Source organism: Bacillus sp. MMSF_3353 (assembly GCF_030733445.1).
Taxonomy (GTDB): Bacteria; Bacillota; Bacilli; order Bacillales; family Bacillaceae_G; genus Bacillus_A; species Bacillus_A wiedmannii.
In genome coordinates, this window is the sequence record NZ_JASHJA010000001.1 from 951,825 (window position 1) to 973,780 (window position 21,956).

The following is a 21,956-nucleotide window of genomic DNA, read 5'->3' on the forward strand; positions in this document are numbered from 1 at the left end:
AAAGTGAGTATTTTAAGTGCAAAAAATTTAGAAACGAGTTATGAAAAGCTTACAGTGTTTCGCGATTTAAATGTGGAAATACAAGAAGGAAAAGTAACGACAATTATAGGGCCAAACGGGTGCGGGAAATCAACACTGTTAAAAACAATGGGAAGAATTTTAAAGCAAAAGAGCGGTAAAGTATATTTGCAAGGACAGGATTTAAATACGATTCCAACAAAAGAAATTGCGAAGCAGTTAGCTTTACTCCCGCAAACTCCAATTGCACCAGGAGAACTTAAAGTGGAAGAATTAATTTCCTATGGACGCTATCCACATCGAAATAATGTAAATAAGTTAACTTCAAAAGATAAAGAGATGATTGATTGGGCATTAGATATAACGAAAACTTCTGAATTTCGAACGAGACAAATTGCAAATTTATCAGGCGGTCAAAGACAAAAGGTATGGCTAGCGATGGCTTTAGCACAAGAGACAGAAGTGTTACTACTAGATGAACCAACTACATATCTCGATATGTCTCATCAATTAGATGTATTACAAATTGTGGAGAAGTTAAATAAAGAACATAATTGTACGGTTGTTATGGTACTACATGATATTAACCATGCAGCAAGGTTTTCAGATGAAATTATTGCGATGAAGGAAGGGGAAATCGTTACAACTGGTAGCCCAGAAGAAATCATTACAAATGAAGTGTTAAAAGAAGTATTTCATATTGATGCGCGTGTCATGATTGATCCGTATAATGGGTCTCCTGTTTGTTTTGGATACGATAGCGTTGCACTTCAAGAAGAGAAAGTAGAGATATATGTAACGAGTTAAGAAGGAGGGAATATAAGATGAATACTACTATTGAAAAACAGCAGATTATTACATCTAATACAGAACAGTGGAAACTGTATTCAAAATTAGACTGTAAGGAATATCAAATTCATATTTCAAAGCCGAGGCGGCCAGCACCAGAGTCAGGATATCCTGTTATATACGTATTAGATGGCAATGCCTTTTTTCAAACATTCCATGAAGCGGTTAAAATACAATCAGTTAGAGCGGAAAAAACAGGTGTTTCACCAGCCATTATAATAGGTATTGGTTATCCAATTGAAGAGGCATTTTCAGGAGAAGAAAGATGTTATGATTTTACGCCAAGTGTAATTTCAAAAGATGCGCCTTTAAAACCAGATGGCAAACCGTGGCCTAAAACAGGAGGAGCACATAACTTCTTTACTTTTATGGAAGAAGAACTGAAACCTCAAATTGAAAATAATTATAAGATTGATAAAGGAAAGCAAACATTATTTGGGCATTCGTTAGGTGGCTTATTTGCTTTACATATATTATTTACAAACGTAAATGCCTTTCAAAATTATTTTATTAGTAGTCCATCAATCTGGTGGAATAATCAATCTGTGCTTGAAAAAGAAGCGAATCTTATAAATGAATTAAACAGTGCCAAGTTTCAAACGGGAGTGTTCCTTACAGTTGGGTCACTAGAACGGGAGCATATGGTTATAGGGGCAAATGAATTATCAGAGCGCCTTCTCCGAGTAGAACACGATCAGTTTCGATTTACGTTTTATGAAGCTGAAGGGGAGAATCACGCATCTGTTGTGCCGACTTCTTTAAGTAAAGGGTTAAGGTTTATTAGTTACGTATAAATTGAAATGAATATCTAATAAAATGCAAACAAAAGGCTATGGTAAATTTTCCATAGCCTTTTGTTTGTGCAAGTAGAATTGTCTTTTTTGAACGTTTTGTTTCAACTTTTCGTCTAAAGAGACAAAAAGTTGTCACAATTCGGTCACAATTAGCATAAACATAAAATAGACGAAATGAACTTATTTCCAAAAAGGCTTGATTCATTCCATTCATGATTAGAAGAGCTGAAACAGCATGGATTAAAAGTTCACTATATTCTCAAGGAGGTAGATCGTATGAAAACTATTCTTGCTATCGCTGGGCTTATTTGGGTTTTATCACATGGCATTCCAATTTATGAAGGAGAACAAATTCGCAGTGCTCTGAATAAAAATTTTAATGAATATCACGTTATTGATCGGCAAGATAATGTCGTGACAGTTCGTGTAAATGATTGTTTTCATACGGTAACCGTTGAAGGAACTTCAGTAGTGAATGATACAAAAGTATGTGATCAGCAATAATTATATATAGGAAGAAAAAAGTCTCAATTTACACGTGTGAAAATTGAGACTTTTATATTTGTGGATGAATAATAAGCGGGGATGGATAATCCCTGCTTATTATTGTTTTTTGAAAAAAAGGCAAGGGTATCATAATAATTGAGTCTGAGAAGCTAATAAGTTGTTAAGAATAAGCATAGAGCGGAAATATACTCATATGGGGTATCATACGTAGATAATTAATGCTATAATTGGTATACTCGTAAAAGCAATTGTTTTATTGGATGAAGAGAAACTTTAAGAAGGTGATAATTATGGATCATAAAGAGCATGAAGCGGTAACACATAGATCAGAAAAAGAAAAAGAGCAGATTATAAATAGATTAAAGAGAATTGAAGGACAGGTCCGCGGTATTCAAAATATGATTGAAAATGATCGTTATTGCGTGGATATTTTAGTGCAAATTTCAGCGATTAATGCAGCGATGAAAAAAGTAGGAATGGGTGTATTAAAAAACCATACAAGTCATTGTGTTTCAGGTGCTATTAAAGATGGCAATGGTGACGAAGCAATTGAAGAATTAATGACTGTATTTGAACGTTTTTCAAAAGCGTAAAAACAAGCTAGTATGTAACTGGCTTGTTTTTTGTTTACCTTCATATAAGATTTCGGGGTATTGATGTGAAAAAGTGTATGTAAAATAAACTTTTAGAAAATAATTGAAAAATCATGATACAAAACCATTGATTACCTTAGGGGGGTATGGTAAGATGTAATTGTGATTAACAAACAATGAAGAAACAAGAGGAGGATTTTAAATGGAACAGTTAACATTAAAAGTTGAAGGTATGTCTTGTGGACATTGTGTAAATTCTATTGAAAGCAGTGTGAAAGAACTAAACGGTGTTGAACAAGTGAAGGTTCAATTAGCAGAAGGAACTGTTGAAGTTACTATCGACTCGTCTGCTGTAACACTAAAAGATATCGTTGCTGTAATTGAAGATCAAGGATACGATGTTCAATAATTATTTTTAGATATGGAAATAAATCGTACTTTATAGGAAGTACGATTTATTTTGTTAATAATTATACCTTATGAGGGTATATAGAGGTGAGAGACATGAATGAACAGAAAGAGGCTAATCTTCAAATATCAGGAATGACATGTGCGGCATGTGCGAATAGAATTGAAAAAGGTCTGAAAAAAGTAGAAGGTGTTCATGATGCAAATGTAAATTTTGCACTTGAAAAAACAAAAATAATGTATGATCCCCAAAAAACAAATCCGCAACAGTTTAAGGAAAAAGTTGAATCGTTAGGATATGGAATTGTAAGTGATAAAGCTGAGTTTACTGTTTCAGGGATGACATGCGCAGCATGTGCGAATAGAGTAGAAAAGCGTTTAAATAAGTTAGAAGGTGTGAACGGAGCGACAGTAAATTTCGCTTTGGAATCAGCTACAGTAGATTTTAACCCTGATGAAATTAATGTAAATGAAATGAAGAGTGCAATTACGAAATTAGGATATAAATTGGAAGTGAAATCAGATGAGCAAGATGGATCAACTGATCATCGCTTACAAGAAATTGAGCGACAAAAGAAGAAATTTATCATTTCATTTATTTTATCATTCCCGTTACTGTGGGCAATGGTAAGTCATTTCTCATTTACATCGTTTATTTATTTACCTGATATGCTTATGAACCCTTGGGTGCAGCTAGCTCTTGCAACTCCAGTTCAGTTTATCATTGGTGGGCAGTTTTATGTTGGAGCTTATAAAGCGTTACGAAATAAAAGTGCCAATATGGATGTTCTCGTGGCACTTGGAACGTCGGCAGCGTATTTTTACAGTGTGTATTTAAGTATTAGGTCGATTGGTTCTTCGGAACATATGACAGACTTGTATTTTGAAACGAGTGCAGTACTTATTACATTAATTATTTTAGGTAAATTATTTGAAGCAAAGGCAAAGGGACGCTCGTCAGAAGCAATTAAAAAATTAATGGGATTACAGGCGAAAACCGCTACTGTTCTACGAGACGGAACAGAAATGAAAATTTTAATCGAAGAAGTAGTAGCTGGTGATATCGTTTATGTAAAACCTGGTGAAAAAATCCCGGTAGATGGAGAAATTGTAGAAGGAAAGTCAGCAATAGATGAATCGATGTTAACAGGTGAGAGTATTCCAGTTGATAAAACAATTGGGGATGTAGTAATCGGTTCTACAATGAATAAAAATGGATTTTTAAAAGTGAAAGCAACTAAGGTAGGAAGAGATACTGCATTAGCTCAAATTATTAAAGTAGTAGAAGAGGCGCAAGGGTCAAAAGCTCCTATTCAAAGAGTAGCTGATCAAATTTCAGGTATTTTCGTACCCGTTGTAGTTGTGATTGCTATTATCACATTTGCAGTGTGGATGCTATTTGTTACACCTGGTGATTTTGGCGGAGCACTTGAGAAAATGATAGCCGTACTTGTTATCGCTTGTCCATGTGCATTAGGTCTTGCGACACCTACATCTATTATGGCTGGATCAGGAAGATCAGCTGAGTATGGTATTTTATTTAAAGGTGGAGAGCATTTAGAAGCAACGCACCGATTAGATACAGTTATTCTAGATAAAACAGGTACTGTGACAAACGGAAAGCCTGTTTTAACAGATGTAATTGTAGTAGATGGATTCCATGAAGAAGAAATACTACGTTTAGTCGCTGCGGCAGAAAAAAATTCTGAACATCCACTTGCAGAAGCGATTGTAGAAGGAATTAAAGAAAAGAAAATTGATATCCCAAGTTCAGAAACGTTTGAAGCGATTCCAGGATTCGGTATCGAATCAGTTGTAGAAGGGAAACAATTATTAATTGGTACACGTCGATTAATGAAGAAATTCGATATTGATATTGAAGAAGTTGCTAAATCGATGGAAGAGCTAGAACGAGAAGGAAAAACAGCAATGCTTATTGCGATCAATAAAGAATATGCTGGTATAGTGGCCGTTGCAGATACTGTAAAAGATACTTCAAAAGCAGCTATCGCAAGACTTAAGAAAATGGGTCTAGACGTTGTTATGATTACAGGAGATAACACACAAACTGCTCAGGCGATCGCTAAGCAAGTTGGTATTGATCACGTAATTGCAGAAGTATTACCAGAAGGAAAAGCAGAAGAAGTGAAAAAACTCCAAGCACAAGGTAAGAAAGTAGCAATGGTTGGAGATGGAATAAATGATGCTCCTGCTCTTGCTACGGCGGATATCGGTATGGCAATTGGAACAGGAACGGATGTAGCGATGGAAGCGGCAGATATTACGTTAATCCGTGGGGATTTAAATAGTATTGCTGATGCAATCTTTATGAGTAAGATGACGATAAGAAATATTAAGCAAAATTTATTCTGGGCACTAGCTTATAACGGATTAGGAATCCCGATTGCGGCGTTCGGTTTCTTAGCACCTTGGGTTGCAGGAGCGGCTATGGCATTTAGTTCTGTATCCGTTGTATTAAATGCATTACGACTGCAAAGAGTGAAATTAAAAAAATAAAAATCTAGAGAGTAATTGCATATGCTTTTAAACGAAAAACAATACTTTGAAATAAGTATTGTTTTTTGTTTATATAGAAAGAAAAAAGATATAATAAAGCAGAAATATTGAATACTAGATGGTAGAAAAGTTAAATGATAGTTTAGTAAGGAGGTTCATATATGTTAAAAGATATGATCATTAGAACATTCCATAAAGAGGATTTAGAACAAGTATTACAGTTGTTCTATGAAACAGTTCATACAATTAATGCAAAAGATTATAATGTATTACAGCTACAGGCATGGGCACCAGAGCGACTAGATAGAGAAAATTGGTTAAATTCTTTAGAGAAGAATATTAGTTATGTAGCGGATCATAACAGTGTGATAGTGGGATTTGGCGATTATAATGATGATCATTACGTAGATCGTTTATTTACACATAAAGATTATCAAGGGAAAAGGATAGCTTCATACATACTACAGAAGTTAGAAAAAGAAGCAGTAAACTTGGGGCATGGGGATATATATACAGAAGCGAGTATTACAGCAAAACCTTTCTTTGAAAGTAAAGGTTTTATTTGCATAAAGGAACAAAAGAAACAGCATAATGGTCAGATTTTTACTAATTATGTAATGAAAAAAATAGCCCTCTCATAAACGAGAAGGCTATTTTTTCATTATTTTACAGCTTCTTTTAGTTCTTTACCAGCTTTGAAAGCAGGTACTTTAGAAGCTGCGATTTGCATTTCTTCACCAGTTTGTGGGTTACGGCCTGTACGAGCAGCTCTTTCGCGTACTTCGAATGTACCGAATCCGATAAGTTGTACTTTTTCACCAGCAGCTAAAGTGTTAGTGATTGATTCTACTACAGTTTGTAAAACTACAGTAGCTTCTTTTTGAGAAATCTCAGCATTTTGTGCTACGTTTTTAATTAATTCTGTTTTGTTCATGTTTTTCACCTCATATGTAAATAATGCTATTTAAGTTGTTATTATAACGTATAAAACATTCGAGAACAAGTGTACGCACATATATTCGTAAAAAAAATGAAATTTGTAATATTTTTTAGAGCCACTGTATAGACTTTCAATTTAAGCGGATACAGATTTTTTCTTTAATGCAGTTTGCTCTTTATTGGAAGGGAGTTTCTTATTATAGGATATGAAATAAGGTAATGCTACAAATAACATACCTCCTACTAAGTTTCCGAAGAAAACAAAAATGAAGTTTGGAAAATATTCAATCCAAGTTAAATGACCGGCAAAAATTGCAGCTGGGATGACAAACATATTGGCTACAACGTGTTGAAATCCAATCGCAACAAAAGTCATAACTGGGAACCAAATACCGATAATCTTCCCGATAAATTCTTTACTTCCCATACTGAGCCAAACAGCTAAACAAACGAGCCAATTACATCCGATTGCAGAAATGAAGGCTTGTAGTGGTGTATCTTGTAGTTTAGCTTGCGCAATAGAAACTGTTTTCGCTAAAAAAGCTCCCTCTGTTAATCCGACGATATGACCGAAAAAATAAGCAACGAATACAGCACCTATGAAGTTGCTAAACGTAACAATAACTAAATTTCGAATGAAGTGAAATAATTCGATTTTTTTGTGAAGCCACGCCATTGAAACGGTCATCATATTGCCAGTTACTAACTCACCGCCTGCAAGAATAACGAGTATAAGACCGATAGGGAATACAGCGGCACCTAGAAAACTAGTAAATGATCCCCAAGACTTTGGCATTGTTCCAATAACATGAATATCGAGTAAATACCCTAATGCTATGAAAGCACCACCAAAAAAACCGAGAATTAGCATAGGGAGTAATGATAAATGAGCTTTTTTTCTTCCGGAATTCGCAGCAAGTTCCGTAATTTCTTCTGGTGTAAATACAGACATGAATAATCTCTCCTTAATAAAATGATAGAATGAATAGAAGGAACATTTTTAAGAATCTATGTATTATAAAAATATGTTATGACTTCTGTATAAATTTGTCAAAGTGAATGAGGATAGAATTGGATATAGCTAACATTGTTCATGTTGTCACATTAATGTAACAATAAGGCTTTAAAGTACTTCTAGAGGTGAGAATATGAATACGAATCATGTAAAAAAAGAACAAAAAAAATCAATCGTCAAGATATGTATAATCAGTTTCATAAGTATAGTAATGATTTCAATAAGTTTGTATTTCTATGCGACAGAAATAGAACGAAAACTAGTAACAGTTACGTGGAATGAAATAGAAGCTTCTACAATTCCTAAAGAGTTTAATAACAAAAAGATATTACAATTCTCAGATGTGCATTTAGGGCCAGAATTTACATTGAAACAACTAGAAAATTTGGTAGAGAAGATGAATACGTTACATCCAGATATAGTAGTTTTTACAGGGGATTTAATAGATAAGTTTGGATCGTATAAGGCAGAAAGAGAAGAAGCGCAAAGCATTTTGCAGAAAATACATGCGCCCTTAGGGAAATATGCAGTGTTTGGGAATCATGATAGGGGCGGGGGAGGTAGTTTATTTTATAAAAAGTATATGGAGGAAGCTGGTTTCTCTGTGTTAGTAAATGAAGTGCATAAAATTAATGCGGAAAATGGCAAATATATTACAATATCAGGTTTGGATGATTTTTTATTAGGGAAGCCGCAAATAGACGCGACTTTAAAACAAGTAAGGCAACAAGATTTTAATATGCTCTTAGTACATGAGCCGGATGTTGTAGACAAAGTAGCTCGTTACCCAGTTGATTTTCAAATGTCAGGACATAGTCACGGGGGACAAGTTCAAATTCCTTTTATAGGTCCATTAATTACTACAAAATTAGCTGAGAGTCATGTTGAAGGTATGTATGAATTAGAAGGGAAGAATAAGCCGTTACATTTATACGTAAATCGTGGTATTGGGACAACCCGAATGCCTGTTAGATTTTGGAGTGTACCTGAACTTTCAGTATTTGTGTTAAAGCAAAATAGCAACTAGACTATTTTAGAGTAGTAACAGGACTTTCAGAGAAAGTTCTCTTTTTTTATTGGGTAAATACAGAATGTTATGTGATTTTTATTTAAAGTGTTAAAAAGGAAAGGGGAATTTCTATGGTAGAAACATGGCATAAAGAATTGGAAAGTTTATATAACGAAATGGTTTCGTGGCAAATTACTTTTAAGTATTGTAAATAGTTATGTAGAGATGGAAAAGAATCTTTTCATCATGTAGAAGTGAAAAAGTAATTTACATAAATAAAAAACAACAATAGGTTATGTAACCTATTGTTGTTTTTTATTATTTTTGCAAGGGAATAGCATCAAAATATGTTCTATAGTTATTAGAGAATTCAAAGTTGTTTTTTGCATCCCAATTAATAGACCAAGACATTAGGCCCCGGAATGCAGGGTAGCCACTCTGATTTGAAAGTTTATACTTTCCTCCGAAAGGAATTCCTTTAATGATATAATCTAAAGCTTTTTTCATTTCAGTTGGAGAAATATATCCGCCACTTGGAGCGGCCGCTGGTGCTGCAGGAAGTCCAATCATGACTTGATCCGAACGAAGAGCTGGGAAAATGTTAGTTGCATTACCACCTACAGGAAAACCATGTAAGAGCATATCTGCCATAGCGACTTCGTAGTCTGCAGTGCCTTGATTGTAGTTATTACCATCCATTCCAATCCCGCTACCAGCGTTGTAGTGTTGAACGTGAATGTATGTTAGTTTGTCTTTTACTCCGTAAATAATCGGTAAATAAGCACCCCAGATGCTTCCGTATGCGCTATAACCACCTTGAACATAAGCTGTTTCAGGAGCCATGCTTAATAGAAAATCTGGACCGTAATGATCTGAGATTGTTCGAATAGCTGAGATAAGATTTACGATTTGAGGAGTAGTTGGGTTTTTAAAATTAGTGTCATTTCCGTTTAAGTAAATACCTGATTCAAGGTCAATATCTATTCCATCAAAACCGTATTTATCGATCAGAGATTGTAGGGAATTAATAAAACGTTGCTTAGCCGCATTGTCAGGAAGTAAAACGACCCCATTTTGTCCACCTATTGAAAGAACTATTTTCTTACCTTTACTTTTTAAATAAGAAATATCTGATTTAAACTCTGCATCTGTACCATACACAGGAGAAAATTCAACAGTGGAACGATCACCACCAGTTTCACCGAAAGATACATTGATTACATCCCATTTTGGTGAAACGTCCCTTAATTTAATAATACCAGTACCGTTATCGAAGTTATGCCAGTATCCAACGAGTAATTTGGATCCTAAATTGTTTGCAGCTTGTGCTTGGAAGGGAGCTAGCGGTAGCAGTAAGAAAATTACTAAAGTACAACAAATAAATTTGAACTTGTTTAACATATCAACACTCCTATACAAAAAGTTGTCTAGATGTATAATCTTGTTTATTTCATAATATCTGAAAATTTGAACTTTTGTAAGGTGACTATAATTTTCTCAACAATTGTGTATGGAAAATTATTAAACCTAATGTAATAATTTTTGGAGGAGGTCGAATTATGATTGTTAAATTCAGAATATTTTGATATATTTTAAAGTATAGGACAAGATTTTTCGCATAATACTCTTACATAAAGTGAAACTTTAATCAGTGGGGCTTTGTTCATCCCCCGCTGATTATCAGCCCTCACCAATCGGGCTTTTACGGGCAGTAGATTCCCACCTAACTTCTTTGCTTCCGCTGAATTTTGAGGTGGGGGTCTTACTGTCCGTTAATACGGGGTAAATTTCAAAATTAAGTTTGGAAGGGGATGTACAAGAGTTGGATAAAAATCTTAAGAAAGACCTCAAAATACGCCACATTACAATGATTTCCATTGGTGGCGTAATAGGAGCTGGTTTGTTTGTTGGAAGCGGTGCGGTTGTGCATTCAGCAGGGCCAGGTTCTATCGTTTCATATGCATTAGCAGGACTTCTAGTCATTTTCGTTATGAGAATGCTAGGGGAAATGGCAGCTATTAACCCGACAAGTGGTTCATTTGCAACATATGCAAGAGAAGCAATTGGTCCATGGGCGGGTTATACAATTGGGTGGCTATATTGGTTTTTCTGGGTAATTGTTATTGCGATAGAAGCTACAGCAGGTGCTGGTATTATTCAATATTGGATTCCAGAAATCCCGCTCTGGTTATTGAGCTTAATATTAACGATTTTATTAACATTGACGAATGTTTTTTCGGTGAAATCATTTGGAGAGTTTGAATATTGGTTTTCATTTATTAAAGTAATAAGTATCGTTTTGTTCCTTTGTCTTGGACTCGCTGTTATTTTAGGATTTGTACCAGGAACGGAAGCACCTGGCACTTCGAATTTAGTAGGGCAAGGAGGATTTATGCCAAATGGTATAAGTTCGGTGCTACTTGGAATTACCGTCGTTATATTTTCATTTATGGGATCAGAGATTGTCGCAGTAGCCGCTGGAGAGTCTGCCGAACCTGTAAAAGCAGTAAAAACAGCAACAAATAGTGTAATTTGGCGTATTCTCGTATTTTTCATTGGATCGATTGCTGTAGTTGTTACACTCCTTCCGTGGAATTCAGCGAACATACTAAAAAGCCCGTTTGTGGCGGTGCTGGAACATATAGGGATACCAGCGGCAGCACAAATTATGAACTTTATCGTTTTAACAGCTGTACTTTCTTGTTTAAATTCGGGTTTATATACGAACTCAAGAATGCTTTTTTCAATGGCAGAAAGAGGAGACGCGCCAAAGACATTTTTGAAATTGAATAGTAGTGGTGTTCCAGTTCGGGCGGTTTTATTTGGAACTTTCTTTGCTTACATTGGAGTTGTTTTTAGTTACATATCTCCAGATAAAGTATTTTTATTTTTAGTGAATGCATCTGGCGGGATTGCGTTACTCGTTTATCTCGTTATAGCAGTTTCACATTTCAAGATACGTAAAAAAATGGGGAAAGCGGAACAACAAAATTTGAAAGTCAAAATGTGGCTTTTTCCATATGTAACATATGTTACAATTACTGCGATTATAGCAGTTTTAGTTGCCATGCTCGCAATTGAATCTTTACGTTCACAAGCGCTTTTAACAATGCTTGTTACTGTTCTTATAATAATTTCTTATTTTATTTTTAATAGAAATAAAAATAGTACATTGTTGAATCCTAAAAGCAAGAATGAGGAATCTGTTCGATTCTAATTTCTTGTTTTAGAAGAGAGTTACACCCAATCATTGCTATAAAAGAATCATATATAATCATAGAAACAAGTAATTACTATTGTCATAGTGAATATAAACTTTTTTCTTGACTTTTTATATGAAGGCGAGCAAAATGGTAAAAAAGGAAGGGGGGATGACGATGGAAGAGTACGTACTAGAGCTGTATAACTTGTTATATACGACAGAATGGCAAGATATTGTTTCATTTCTAGGAATAATGTTTTGTATGAAAATTGTAATTGTATATATGGAAGAGCAAGGTATGTTCTATTCCTTCTCATCTCCGTTCGATGTGCAGCGCGAGCCGTTGCCAAACTATGCCAAGGTAAATTACGAACAGTTTCCTTTTGTGATTTTCTTTATGATTCGATTTATAACAGCAATTGTAAAGAAAAAGGAAAGTGACGATGAAGAGTGCCATTCAACTTGTAATATAGCGACTGCTTTTTAAGCTAAATACAAGGGGGAGATTTATATGTGGTTTCGATTTCTTATGATTGGTTTCTTTTCATTAACAGCAATTTCTTTAATGGGATATCAAGTGTCTGAAATTTATCAAGCATATAGCAATACGTTTTTTAACAAAAACTAATTACATTGCTATTTAAATAATAAAGCGATAAAATCCTTCTTAAGAAGTTTTATTAAGAAGGATTTTTTTCTTTGCGCTGTCTTACTGTGTCAAACTATTGTCACATTTACACTGTGAATAATATGTTAAAATAGTGAGGTTACGTATACATATTTGAAGGAAGAGGAGTGACCATTTTGGTGGATCAATCAACTAATCAGAAAAGCTATGCTCCTATTGTGATAACGCTTTCTGTAATTGTAAATGCGATTATTTTATTTTTGTTCTTTGGACCTGTTGGCTATGAAGGAGAAGTACATTTTGATGTAACAATTTTACCAATGTTAAATGCAATTTTTAATAGCTTTACGTTCGTATTCTTATTAGCAGCTTTATACTCTATTATTAAGAAGAATGTGAAAATGCACCGTGGTTTCATCTTAGCAGCATTTACAACGACGTTGCTATTTTGTGTTTCTTATTTATCGTATCATTACTTGGCGCCAGCAACACATTTTGGTGGAGAAGGATTCATTAAATATGTGTATTTCATCATTTTAATTACACATATTATCCTGGCAGCAATTATTGTACCACTTGCATTGTTTGCACTTGTATTTGGTTTTACAAATCAATTAACACGTCATCGTAAAATTGTACGTTGGACGATGCCAATTTGGTTATATGTAAGTTTATCTGGTGTTATTGTTTACTTAATGATCTCACCTTATTATCAATAAAAAATCTCAGCCTTTAGGCTGGGATTTTTTTTGTTAGGCAAATATTTTTGTGAAATGAAAAAAATATGGTATACAAAAGTATAGTTGCTTTTCATATAGAAGGGATGGTAAAGGGATATGCAAAATTTTGTATTTCGTAATCCAACGAAACTTATTTTCGGTAAAGGTCAATTGGAACAGTTAAAAACTGAAATTCCACAGTTCGGTAAAAAAGTTCTTCTCGTATACGGGGGAGGCAGCATTAAAAGAAACGGTATTTATGATAATGTAATTTCTATTTTAAAAGATATAAATGCGGAAATATTTGAATTGACAGGTGTTGAACCGAATCCTCGTGTATCAACTGTAAAAAAAGGGATTCAAATTTGTAAAGATAATGGTGTCGAATTCATATTAGCGGTTGGCGGAGGAAGTGTAATCGACTGTACGAAAGCAATTGCTGCTGGTAGCAAATATGATGGAGATGTATGGGATATTGTAACGAAAAAAGCATTTGCTAGTGAGGCGTTACCATTTGGTACGGTACTTACGCTTGCGGCAACAGGATCTGAAATGAATGCTGGTTCTGTAATTACAAACTGGGAAACGAATGAAAAATATGGCTGGGGTAGCCCAGTTACTTTCCCGCAGTTTTCGATTTTAGATCCAGTTCATACTGCGTCTGTGCCGAGGGATCAAACAATTTACGGTATGGTAGATATTATGTCACATGTATTAGAGCAATATTTCCATCATGGAACAAATACAGAATTACAAGATCGTTATTGTGAATCTGTTTTAAAAACAGTAATTGAAACTGCTCCTAAGCTTTTAAGTGATTTAGAAAATTATGAGCATAGAGAAACCATTTTATATTGCGGTACTATGGCGTTAAACGGTATTTTAGCGATGGGAGTAAAAGGAGATTGGGCGACTCATAATATTGAACATGCAGTTTCTGCGGTTCATGATATACCACACGGGGGTGGCCTTGCGATTTTATTCCCGAACTGGATGAAGCGTGTTGTAGATGAAAATGTAAGTCGTTTTAAACAATTCGCTATTCGCGTATTCGATGTAGAAACAGATGAAAAGACTGATCGAGAAATTGCGTTAGAAGGAATTGAGGCGTTACGTCAATTTTGGACTTCAATTAAGGCACCAGTAACGTTAGCGGATTACGGTATTGGGGAAAATGAAATTGATTTAATGGCTGATAAAGCGATGGCTTATGGTGAATTTGGTAACTTTAAAAAATTAAATAAAGACGATGTTTTAAGTATATATAAAGCTTCTTTATAAGTGAATCGAAAAAAGAAACCCATTTGATATAACAATCAAATGGGTTTCTTTTTTGTTGTTTATAACTGTTTATAACTGTTTATAACTGTTTGTGACTGTTTGTGACTGTTTCTGGTTATTTGTGAATGTTTATGGTTGATTTTTGTGATCGTTTTCATTATACTGTAATCAAAGAAGAGGTGAATAAAATGTTAACTCCTGAACGTCATCAAATGATATTGCAACTTGTAAAAGAGCAGAAGGTTGTTAAATTACAGCAATTAGTGGAAAGAACAGAAAGCTCTGAATCAACAATTCGTCGTGATTTAGCGCAATTGGAAAAGCAAAGGTTATTAAAAAGAGTTCATGGTGGTGCTGCTGTTTTAACAGGAAAAGGACAAGAGCCAACGATGGTTGAAAAATCATCCAAAAACATTCAAATAAAACAACAAATTGCTAACTATGCGGCTAGCATTGTTGAACAAGGTGATTGCATTTATTTAGATGCAGGAAGTACAACATTTGAAATGATTCCATTTTTAATAAATAAAGATGTTACTGTCGTTACGAATGGACTTATGCATATTGAAGCTTTAGTTGAAAATAATATTCGTGCGTATTTACTAGGCGGAATGATGAAAAGTAGGACGAAAGCTTTAATTGGTGCTATGGCACAGGAAAGCATGCAGAAGTACCGTTTTGATAAATGTTTCTTAGGAGCGAATGGTGTGCATGAACAGCTTGGTTTTACAACTCCAGATCCAGAAGAGGCACTTTTAAAACAAATGGCATTAACATTAGCAAACGAAGGATATTTCTTAATTGATGAAAGTAAGTTTTCAGAAGTTGCGTTTGCGAAAATTGCCAATGTTGAAGAAGCAAATATTATTACAAACTATTTAGAAATTGATTTAGAAAAATATAAAAGACAAACCAATGTAATTGAGGCTGATAAACAATGATCTATACAGTTACTTTAAACCCATCTATTGATTATGTAGTACAAGTTAATTCCTTCGATTTAGGAGCAGTAAATCGAGCAGAGAAAGATATGAAATTTCCTGGAGGGAAAGGCATTAACGTTTCTCGTGTTCTTCATCGTTTAGGTGTTGAAAATGTAGCGCTTGGATTTACTGGTGGATTTACCGGTCGATTTATTAAAGATGTATTACAGGCGGAAGGTGTAACAACAAACTTCGTCCAAGTAGACGGTGATTCCCGAATTAATGTGAAAATAAAAGGGCAAGAAGAGACAGAATTAAATGGGCAAGGTCCTAATGTGACAAATGAACAATTTGAACAATTAATGAAACAAATTGAAAGTATGAGGCAGGGAGATTGTGTTGTACTAGCTGGAAGTGTACCGGCGTCTATCTCAACTACTTTTTATGAATCAATCGCAGCGCTCGGAGCTGAGAAAGGTATTCGCGTAGTAGTTGATGCAAGTGGAAGTGCGCTGCAGCATGTAATTAAAAATAAACCATTTTTACTAAAGCCTAATCATCATGAACTTGGTGAGTTATTCGGAGTAGAGATTTCAACAGTAGAAGATGTTTTACCGTTTGGAAGAAAATTAGTTGAACAAGGTGTAGAGCACGTTATCGTATCAATGGCTGGAGATGGGGCTTTATTATTTACGGCAGAAGGTATATATGAAGCAACTGTTCCAAAAGGTGTTGTAATTAATTCGGTCGGGGCCGGAGATTCTCTCGTTGCAGGATTTGTAGGTAAATATGAACAGACAAAAGATATTGAAAAGGCATTTCAATATGGCGTTGCAACAGGGAGTGCAACAGCATTTTCAGCTGATTTATGTGAAAAAGAAAAAGTAGAAGAATTATTGTCGCAAGTAATTGTAACTAAGCGATAGGGGGAAGTAACATATGAAAATTACAGAACTATTAAAAAGGGATACAGTTATTATGAACTTGACAGCTTCAAATAAAGAAGCTGTCATAGATGAATTAGTTGAGAAATTAGACGGAGCAAATCGTTTAAATAGTAAAGCTGAATTTAAAGAAGCTATTTTAAAGCGAGAGTCACAAAGTACGACTGGTATAGGGGAAGGGATTGCAATACCTCATGCGAAAACAAAAGCTGTTAAGCAACCAGCGATTTGTTTTGGTAGAAGTGTAAGCGGTATCAACTATGAATCGCTTGATGGGCAGCCTGCACATTTATTCTTTATGATTGCTGCGAGCGAAGGGGCGAATAATACTCATTTAGAAACGTTATCGCGCCTATCTACATTATTAATGGATGAAGGATTTCGTAAGCAATTGTTAGAAGCGAAGGATGAAGAGGAACTTCTTCGTTTATTTGATGAAAAAGAGAATGAAAAAGAAGAAGAAGACATTGAAGTTGCAAAACCAGAAGGAAATGAACCATACGTACTAGCAGTTACGGCTTGCCCAACTGGAATCGCTCACACCTATATGGCAGCGGATAGCTTGAAAGCAAAAGCAGCAGAGCTAGGAATAGCGATTAAAGTTGAAACGAATGGATCAACAGGTATAAAAAACGCTTTAACGAAAGAGGACATTGAACGAGCAACAGCTATTATCGTTGCCGCAGATAAACAAGTAGAAATGAACCGTTTTGCTGGGAAGCATGTTATTCAAGTGCCAGTCGCTGATGGGATTAGAAAAACGGAAACACTTCTTAATCGAGCTGTAAAACAAGACGCGCCAATCTTTAATGGAATAAAGGAAGATGGGAAGACAGAAAGTACAGAGAAAGAAAAAGGGTTAGGAATTTATAAGCACTTAATGAACGGTGTAAGTAATATGCTTCCATTCGTTGTGGGTGGAGGAATTTTAATTGCACTAGCATTTTGGATTGGTGGTATAAAAGCAGAAGGACCATTGGCTGAATTGTTAATGTCTATTGGTGGAGGCAAAACAGGTGCGTTTTTATTCCTCGTACCAATTTTAGCTGGATTTATTGCGAGTTCTATTGCTGATCGTCCAGGATTTATGCCTGGTGTTGTCGGTGGATTTTTAGCAGCACATGCGAATGCTGGATTTTTAGGGGGATTAATTGCTGGTTTCTTAGCTGGGTATGTTGTTTTAGGATTGAAAAGATTATTTTCAGGATTACCAGCACAGTTAGAAGGAATTAAACCTGTATTGTTATATCCGGTCTTTGGATTGTTGATTACAGGAGTTGTTATGCAAAAAGTAGTAATTCCGCCTGTAGTAGCATTGAATGAAATGTTAACAGGATGGTTAAATGGTTTGAACGGTACAAATGCTATATTACTAGGTCTTATATTAGGTGGTATGATGGCAATTGATATGGGTGGTCCAATTAATAAAGCTGCATTTACATTTGGTATTGCTGCAATAGAAGCGCAGAACTTTGGCGTACACTCTGCTGTTATGGCCGGTGGTATGGTACCACCATTAGCGATTGCATTCGCAACTACTTTCTTTAAATCAAAATTTACTGAAGCAGAGCGTAAATCTGGTTTAACAAATTATATTATGGGAGCATCGTTTATTACAGAAGGTGCGATTCCATTTGCAGCTGCAGATCCGATTCGAGTAATAGTAAGTTGTGTTGTTGGTTCAAGTATTGCGGGTGCATTATCTATGTTATTCCAAATTACATTACCAGCACCGCATGGTGGATTGTTTGTTATCGCATTAGTAAATAAACCGGTGCTATATATTTTCTCGATATTCATAGGGACAGTTATTTCAGCTCTTATGATGGGGATTTGGAAAAAGAAAGTTAAATAACACATGAAAAAGGAGTAGCTTTTATTAGCTGCTCTTTTTTATTACAAAAAAGGAGTTAATAATTGGAGAATGATGAATTTTGGTAAAAGATGTAATGAAATATGGTTTTTTTGTAACAAAAAAGTAATACTGTAATTTTTTTTGGAAAAAAATTCTGGGCTAGTATGTGGAAAATATATGAAAAATATTGGGGATTCTATTAGAAATGGAATTCATTAATATGGAAATTTATGTTACAACTCATTAATCGTGTATTACGAATGGTTTGTAATTGTGTGATTTCTAAAAATCCTAAAAATCTGTTGCTATAATGAAAATACGAAAACAAAGCAAATGGAGGCTATTCATGAAAAAATTATTAGGTATAGCAACGGCGGCAGTTTTTGGTCTTGGGATTTTTGCAGGTTCTGCGAAAGCAGAAACGATTGTAACAACAGACGTATTGAATGTTAGAGAAAACCCAACTGTAGAGTCAAAGCTTGTAGGTAAAATGTTAAGTGGAAATAAATTAGATGTTATAAATACAGAAAACGGATGGGCAAAAATTAAATTAAATGGTAAAGAAGCGTTTGTAAGTGCTGAATTTACAAAAAGTACATATTATGTAACGCCGGGCGTGTTAAATGTTCGTGCTGGAGCGAATACTGACTCTGAAATTCTTGGTAAACTGAATAAAGATGATGTAATTGAAACGACAAATCAAGTTCAAAATGAATGGTTACAATTTGACTATAATGGAAAAACGGGATATGTTCACATGCCATTTTTAACAGGGACGGCACCTGTAATTGAAAAGAAAGAAGTTGTAACGCAAGAAGAGGCGCCAGTAAGAGTAAATACGCCAGTTAAAAATAATAAAGTAGTTAAGAGCAAAGAGTCTGTTAAAAATGTAGAATCAAGTAAACCTGTAGCAAAACAGCAGTCAACTACGAAACAAGTTACGAAATCTACTGAAACAAGTGCACCTGCTGGTGGACGTGAAATAACAGTAGAAGCGACAGCGTATACAGCGCATCCAAGTGAGAATGGTACGTATGGTGGTCGTGTATTAACTGCAATGGGGCATGATTTAACAGCAAATCCGAATATGAAAGTAATTGCTGTTGATCCTAAAGTAATTCCGCTTGGATCAAAAGTATGGGTAGAAGGATATGGAGAAGCGATTGCTGGAGATACTGGCGGTGCGATTAAAGGGAATCGTATTGATGTATTAGTCGGTTCAGATGGTAGTGCCGATAGCTGGGGGCGCAAATCTGTAAAAGTAAAAGTTATAGAGTAGTGTATATGTATTAATATAAAAGGCGGTTGCTTGAACGTGTGTAAGCAACCGCCTTTTATGGATCATTGAAAAGGATAAATAGTTTTACCTGTAATAATTTTATATGCACTGCAAAATTGATTTTGTATATACTCTGTATTTTTATTTTCTGGATGTAATGTTGTTTCTTGGAGAGTAGAATGAAAAGAACGTAGCAAACAATTTAAGGCGAAATATAATTCTTCTTGTGAACAATTTTGTTCTTTTGTAGCAGTAGCTAAAATAAGATCTTTTGTTAAAGATGAAAAATTGATGGTGGATTGTTTCATAGTCAACTCATCCTCTCGAAGGTATTTTTAATCATGTATATGCGGAATTGGACAAACTATGTTCTTTTTTATTTATAATTTCATGTACCGAAATGAAAGAACTTGCAATCATGCCGTTAAAATTGGTAAGATTGGATATAATCAATAGATGGAGTACATTACATAAAGAGAGTTGAATGATATGGGAGAAGTGCAACGTGAAAAAGTTGCTGTCATCATTGGACCAACTGCTGTTGGAAAGACGAAGTTAAGTATTGATCTTGCCAAAGCGTTGAATGGTGAAATTATAAGTGGAGATTCCATGCAGATTTATCGTACGATGGATATTGGAACTGCAAAGGTGACAAAAGAAGAGATGGATGGAATTCCGCATTATATGGTCGATATAAAAAATCCGGAAGACTCATTTTCTGTTGCCGAATTTCAAGAACGTGTTCGTAAGCATATTCGAGAGATTACAGAGCGTGGTAAATTGCCAATTATCGTTGGTGGAACTGGTCTGTATATACAATCTGTTTTATTCGATTATCAGTTTACGGATGATGCTGGCGATACTATATACCGAGAACAAATGGAAAAGTTAGCATTAGAACGTGGTGTGGAATATGTACATAAGAAATTACAAGAAGTAGACCCAGAAAGTGCTGAGCGTATTCATGCAAATAATGTACGTCGTGTCATTAGAGCGTTAGAAATTTTCCACACGACGGGTGAAAAAATGAGTGATCAACTTGAAAAACAAGAAAACGAGTTATTATACGATGTTTCCTTGATTGGCTTGACAATGGATCGAGAAATGCTATACGATCGCATTAACTTACGAGTTGATATAATGATGGACCAAGGGTTATTAGAAGAAGTAGAAGGATTGTATAATAGAGGGATACGAGATTGTCAATCTATTCAAGCGATTGGGTATAAAGAGATATATGATTATTTTGAGGATCGTGTCTCTTTAGAAGAAGCGGTATCACAATTAAAGACGAATTCACGTCGTTATGCAAAGCGTCAATTAACGTGGTTCCGTAATAAGATGGATGTCACGTGGTTTGATGTTACAGGCGGTGAAAAAACGTCAGAAATTTTACGATACATAGAAGGAAAGTTACAACTAAAGTCGAATAATAGTAAGTAGAGAAAAAGAGGAGGATTCGACATGAAGCAATCAATCAATATTCAAGATCAGTTTTTAAATCAACTCCGTAAAGAAAATACGTTTGTTACGCTGTACTTATTAAATGGTTTCCAGCTTCGTGGATTAATTAAAGGATTTGATAATTTTACAGTCCTACTGGAAACAGAAGGTAAGCAACAGCTTATTTATAAACATGCAATTTCTACATTTGTACCACAAAAAAATGTTTCAATTGAATTAGAGTAGTAATGAATTATTGTACATAACAAAAAAAGAGCGAATTTCTCGCTCTTTTTTTATTTGCCATAAACGATACATAGTGAAATTTAAGCGATTCTAAATACAGTAAGGCGAATGTTAGTGTTTCCTGTTTCAGGAATTGTAATTTCGCTAAGGGTAGGTTTGACGGAAATGTTTGCGCCGGCAGCTAATGTTTCGATCGTAGTGAATGAAAGTGAGTCGCCTATTAGATTTGAAGAGAAGTTGTCAGTTGCGACTGCTCCATTTATTGAAATTCCTACTCCAAGTGGGGCGCATCCTGGTGCAGTTGTAGAGATGGATACGCTAATGACATAAATACCAGCGTTGATAACAGTAACTGTATCTGTGCCATTGAAGATAATGTTGTTTACGTTGATTGCAGTATTAAAAATGAAGTTGTTAAATTGGAGTACTGTTTGTTGAATGTTGTTTGTAACAACAATTGTTGCTACAGGGAAGCTAGGTCCAGTAGGCCCGGTTGGTCCAGTAGGTCCACCAGAAGGTCCAGTAGGTCCAGTAGCTCCTATACCAGTGGCGCCAGTAGCACCTGTTGGTCCTTGGGCCCCTTGAGGTCCCGTGGCACCAGTAGCACCCGTGTTACCTTGAGGACCAGTGGCACCAGTAGCACCAGTAGCGCCTGTGTTACCTTGAACGCCTTGAGGTCCAGTAGCGCCTGTGTTACCTTGAACGCCTTGAGGTCCAGTAGCGCCTGTGTTACCTTGAACACCCTGAGGACCAGTGGCACCAGTGTTACCTTGAACACCTTGAACAC

At 35.3% G+C, this 21,956-nt stretch carries 23 protein-coding genes and 1 pseudogene; 19 read left to right on the plus strand and 5 right to left on the minus strand.

Annotated elements, in window-relative coordinates; translation table 11 throughout:
* The first annotated feature begins 3 nt into the window (after positions 1 to 3).
* From RBB48_RS05095 to RBB48_RS05125, 7 genes are all read left to right on the plus strand, one after another.
* Complete coding sequence (locus RBB48_RS05095; RefSeq protein ID WP_046956533.1) at positions 4 to 825, plus strand: ABC transporter ATP-binding protein; 822 nt, start codon at positions 4 to 6, stop codon at positions 823 to 825.
* Between the two features lie 17 nt (positions 826 to 842).
* Positions 843 to 1,661, plus strand: coding sequence for an alpha/beta hydrolase (locus RBB48_RS05100; protein ID WP_097908465.1), 819 nt, complete (start codon positions 843 to 845; stop codon positions 1,659 to 1,661).
* A 276-nt stretch (positions 1,662 to 1,937) separates the two neighbouring features.
* Positions 1,938 to 2,165: a hypothetical protein gene (locus RBB48_RS05105; RefSeq protein ID WP_000849106.1), complete on the plus strand. Its 228-nt coding sequence runs from the start codon at positions 1,938 to 1,940 to the stop codon at positions 2,163 to 2,165.
* A gap of 293 nt (positions 2,166 to 2,458) precedes the next feature.
* The gene (locus RBB48_RS05110; protein ID WP_000349636.1) at positions 2,459 to 2,761 is read left to right on the plus strand and encodes a metal-sensing transcriptional repressor; all 303 of its coding nucleotides are present in this window, start codon (positions 2,459 to 2,461) and stop codon (positions 2,759 to 2,761) included.
* 202 nt (positions 2,762 to 2,963) lie between these two features.
* Complete coding sequence (copZ, locus tag RBB48_RS05115) at positions 2,964 to 3,170, plus strand: copper chaperone CopZ (protein WP_002014669.1); 207 nt, start codon at positions 2,964 to 2,966, stop codon at positions 3,168 to 3,170.
* Positions 3,171 to 3,265: 95 nt separating this feature from the next.
* Positions 3,266 to 5,686: a heavy metal translocating P-type ATPase gene (locus tag RBB48_RS05120; RefSeq protein ID WP_088122937.1), complete on the plus strand. Its 2,421-nt coding sequence runs from the start codon at positions 3,266 to 3,268 to the stop codon at positions 5,684 to 5,686.
* 161 nt (positions 5,687 to 5,847) lie between these two features.
* Positions 5,848 to 6,327, plus strand: a complete 480-nt coding sequence (locus RBB48_RS05125) for a GNAT family N-acetyltransferase (protein ID WP_088609493.1) — start codon at positions 5,848 to 5,850, stop codon at positions 6,325 to 6,327.
* 20 nt (positions 6,328 to 6,347) lie between these two features.
* Here RBB48_RS05125 and RBB48_RS05130 read toward each other — a convergent pair whose 3' ends face one another.
* Positions 6,348 to 6,620, minus strand: a complete 273-nt coding sequence (locus RBB48_RS05130; protein ID WP_001043902.1) for an HU family DNA-binding protein — start codon at positions 6,618 to 6,620, stop codon at positions 6,348 to 6,350.
* Between the two features lie 141 nt (positions 6,621 to 6,761).
* Positions 6,762 to 7,577, minus strand: a complete 816-nt coding sequence (locus RBB48_RS05135) for a formate/nitrite transporter family protein (RefSeq protein ID WP_088122935.1) — start codon at positions 7,575 to 7,577, stop codon at positions 6,762 to 6,764.
* 196 nt (positions 7,578 to 7,773) lie between these two features.
* Here RBB48_RS05135 and RBB48_RS05140 point away from each other — a divergent pair, with 196 nt between their 5' ends.
* A complete protein-coding gene (locus tag RBB48_RS05140) occupies positions 7,774 to 8,667 on the plus strand; it encodes a metallophosphoesterase (protein WP_088064245.1) in 894 nt (297 codons plus the stop codon).
* Positions 8,668 to 8,835: 168 nt separating this feature from the next.
* Positions 8,836 to 8,915 (plus strand): annotated as a pseudogene (locus RBB48_RS31615) (N-acyl-L-amino acid amidohydrolase); the annotation flags it as partial.
* 52 nt (positions 8,916 to 8,967) lie between these two features.
* On the opposite strand, the gene RBB48_RS05145 reads toward RBB48_RS31615, so the two are convergent.
* On the minus strand, positions 8,968 to 10,050 hold the full coding sequence (locus tag RBB48_RS05145; RefSeq protein ID WP_060487497.1) for a chitinase: 1,083 nt from the start codon (positions 10,048 to 10,050) through the stop codon (positions 8,968 to 8,970).
* 421 nt (positions 10,051 to 10,471) lie between these two features.
* Here RBB48_RS05145 and gabP point away from each other — a divergent pair, with 421 nt between their 5' ends.
* From gabP to entD, 8 genes are all read left to right on the plus strand, one after another.
* Positions 10,472 to 11,866: a GABA permease gene (gene gabP / locus RBB48_RS05150; RefSeq protein ID WP_106382635.1), complete on the plus strand. Its 1,395-nt coding sequence runs from the start codon at positions 10,472 to 10,474 to the stop codon at positions 11,864 to 11,866.
* A 133-nt stretch (positions 11,867 to 11,999) separates the two neighbouring features.
* On the plus strand, positions 12,000 to 12,338 hold the full coding sequence (locus tag RBB48_RS05155) for a hypothetical protein (protein WP_113732328.1): 339 nt from the start codon (positions 12,000 to 12,002) through the stop codon (positions 12,336 to 12,338).
* Positions 12,339 to 12,655: 317 nt separating this feature from the next.
* On the plus strand, positions 12,656 to 13,198 hold the full coding sequence (locus RBB48_RS05160; RefSeq protein ID WP_000228316.1) for a DUF420 domain-containing protein: 543 nt from the start codon (positions 12,656 to 12,658) through the stop codon (positions 13,196 to 13,198).
* 117 nt (positions 13,199 to 13,315) lie between these two features.
* Entirely contained in the window at positions 13,316 to 14,479 is a 1,164-nt protein-coding gene (locus tag RBB48_RS05165) for an iron-containing alcohol dehydrogenase (protein WP_306007442.1), read from the plus strand.
* A gap of 188 nt (positions 14,480 to 14,667) precedes the next feature.
* Positions 14,668 to 15,420 carry a DeoR/GlpR family DNA-binding transcription regulator gene (locus RBB48_RS05170; RefSeq protein ID WP_088064242.1) on the plus strand — a complete coding sequence of 251 codons (753 nt, stop codon included), beginning with the start codon at positions 14,668 to 14,670 and terminating at the stop codon, positions 15,418 to 15,420.
* Entirely contained in the window at positions 15,417 to 16,328 is a 912-nt protein-coding gene (gene pfkB, locus RBB48_RS05175) for a 1-phosphofructokinase (RefSeq protein WP_060487493.1), read from the plus strand. The genes RBB48_RS05170 and pfkB overlap by 4 nt, the downstream gene beginning before the upstream one ends.
* Before the next feature lie 13 nt (positions 16,329 to 16,341).
* Positions 16,342 to 18,201, plus strand: a complete 1,860-nt coding sequence (locus RBB48_RS05180) for a PTS fructose transporter subunit IIABC (RefSeq protein ID WP_087984988.1) — start codon at positions 16,342 to 16,344, stop codon at positions 18,199 to 18,201.
* 346 nt (positions 18,202 to 18,547) lie between these two features.
* Complete coding sequence (entD, locus tag RBB48_RS05185) at positions 18,548 to 19,480, plus strand: cell wall-binding protein EntD (RefSeq protein ID WP_088064240.1); 933 nt, start codon at positions 18,548 to 18,550, stop codon at positions 19,478 to 19,480.
* 62 nt (positions 19,481 to 19,542) lie between these two features.
* On the opposite strand, the gene RBB48_RS05190 is transcribed toward entD, so the two are convergent.
* Positions 19,543 to 19,788, minus strand: coding sequence for a hypothetical protein (locus RBB48_RS05190; protein ID WP_000814419.1), 246 nt, complete (start codon positions 19,786 to 19,788; stop codon positions 19,543 to 19,545).
* A 181-nt stretch (positions 19,789 to 19,969) separates the two neighbouring features.
* Here RBB48_RS05190 and miaA point away from each other — a divergent pair, with 181 nt between their 5' ends.
* The gene (gene miaA, locus RBB48_RS05195; protein WP_088064239.1) at positions 19,970 to 20,923 is read left to right on the plus strand and encodes a tRNA (adenosine(37)-N6)-dimethylallyltransferase MiaA; all 954 of its coding nucleotides are present in this window, start codon (positions 19,970 to 19,972) and stop codon (positions 20,921 to 20,923) included.
* Between the two features lie 21 nt (positions 20,924 to 20,944).
* On the plus strand, positions 20,945 to 21,169 hold the full coding sequence (gene hfq / locus RBB48_RS05200) for an RNA chaperone Hfq (RefSeq protein ID WP_000813896.1): 225 nt from the start codon (positions 20,945 to 20,947) through the stop codon (positions 21,167 to 21,169).
* Between the two features lie 80 nt (positions 21,170 to 21,249).
* Here the strand turns inward: hfq and RBB48_RS05205 are convergent.
* Positions 21,250 to 21,956 (minus strand): Gly-Xaa-Xaa repeat protein (locus RBB48_RS05205; RefSeq protein WP_306007443.1); only part of this gene is annotated, 707 nt, incomplete at its 5' end.

Bases quoted from the DNA above. Each gene is read 5' to 3' on its own strand.
- RBB48_RS05100 (WP_097908465.1), top strand. From the start codon at position 843: ATGAATACTACTATTGAAAAACAGCAGATTATTACATCTAATACAGAA.
- RBB48_RS05105 (WP_000849106.1), top strand. From the start codon at position 1,938: ATGAAAACTATTCTTGCTATCGCTGGGCTTATTTGGGTTTTATCACAT.
- RBB48_RS05110 (WP_000349636.1), top strand. From the start codon at position 2,459: ATGGATCATAAAGAGCATGAAGCGGTAACACATAGATCAGAAAAAGAA.
- copZ (WP_002014669.1), top strand. From the start codon at position 2,964: ATGGAACAGTTAACATTAAAAGTTGAAGGTATGTCTTGTGGACATTGT.
- RBB48_RS05120 (WP_088122937.1), top strand. From the start codon at position 3,266: ATGAATGAACAGAAAGAGGCTAATCTTCAAATATCAGGAATGACATGT.
- RBB48_RS05125 (WP_088609493.1), top strand. From the start codon at position 5,848: ATGTTAAAAGATATGATCATTAGAACATTCCATAAAGAGGATTTAGAA.
- RBB48_RS05130 (WP_001043902.1), bottom strand. From the start codon at position 6,620: ATGAACAAAACAGAATTAATTAAAAACGTAGCACAAAATGCTGAGATT.
- RBB48_RS05135 (WP_088122935.1), bottom strand. From the start codon at position 7,577: ATGTCTGTATTTACACCAGAAGAAATTACGGAACTTGCTGCGAATTCC.
- RBB48_RS05140 (WP_088064245.1), top strand. From the start codon at position 7,774: ATGAATACGAATCATGTAAAAAAAGAACAAAAAAAATCAATCGTCAAG.
- RBB48_RS05145 (WP_060487497.1), bottom strand. From the start codon at position 10,050: ATGTTAAACAAGTTCAAATTTATTTGTTGTACTTTAGTAATTTTCTTA.
- RBB48_RS05155 (WP_113732328.1), top strand. From the start codon at position 12,000: ATGGTAAAAAAGGAAGGGGGGATGACGATGGAAGAGTACGTACTAGAG.
- RBB48_RS05165 (WP_306007442.1), top strand. From the start codon at position 13,316: ATGCAAAATTTTGTATTTCGTAATCCAACGAAACTTATTTTCGGTAAA.
- RBB48_RS05170 (WP_088064242.1), top strand. From the start codon at position 14,668: ATGTTAACTCCTGAACGTCATCAAATGATATTGCAACTTGTAAAAGAG.
- pfkB (WP_060487493.1), top strand. From the start codon at position 15,417: ATGATCTATACAGTTACTTTAAACCCATCTATTGATTATGTAGTACAA.
- RBB48_RS05180 (WP_087984988.1), top strand. From the start codon at position 16,342: ATGAAAATTACAGAACTATTAAAAAGGGATACAGTTATTATGAACTTG.
- entD (WP_088064240.1), top strand. From the start codon at position 18,548: ATGAAAAAATTATTAGGTATAGCAACGGCGGCAGTTTTTGGTCTTGGG.
- RBB48_RS05190 (WP_000814419.1), bottom strand. From the start codon at position 19,788: ATGAAACAATCCACCATCAATTTTTCATCTTTAACAAAAGATCTTATT.
- miaA (WP_088064239.1), top strand. From the start codon at position 19,970: ATGGGAGAAGTGCAACGTGAAAAAGTTGCTGTCATCATTGGACCAACT.
- hfq (WP_000813896.1), top strand. From the start codon at position 20,945: ATGAAGCAATCAATCAATATTCAAGATCAGTTTTTAAATCAACTCCGT.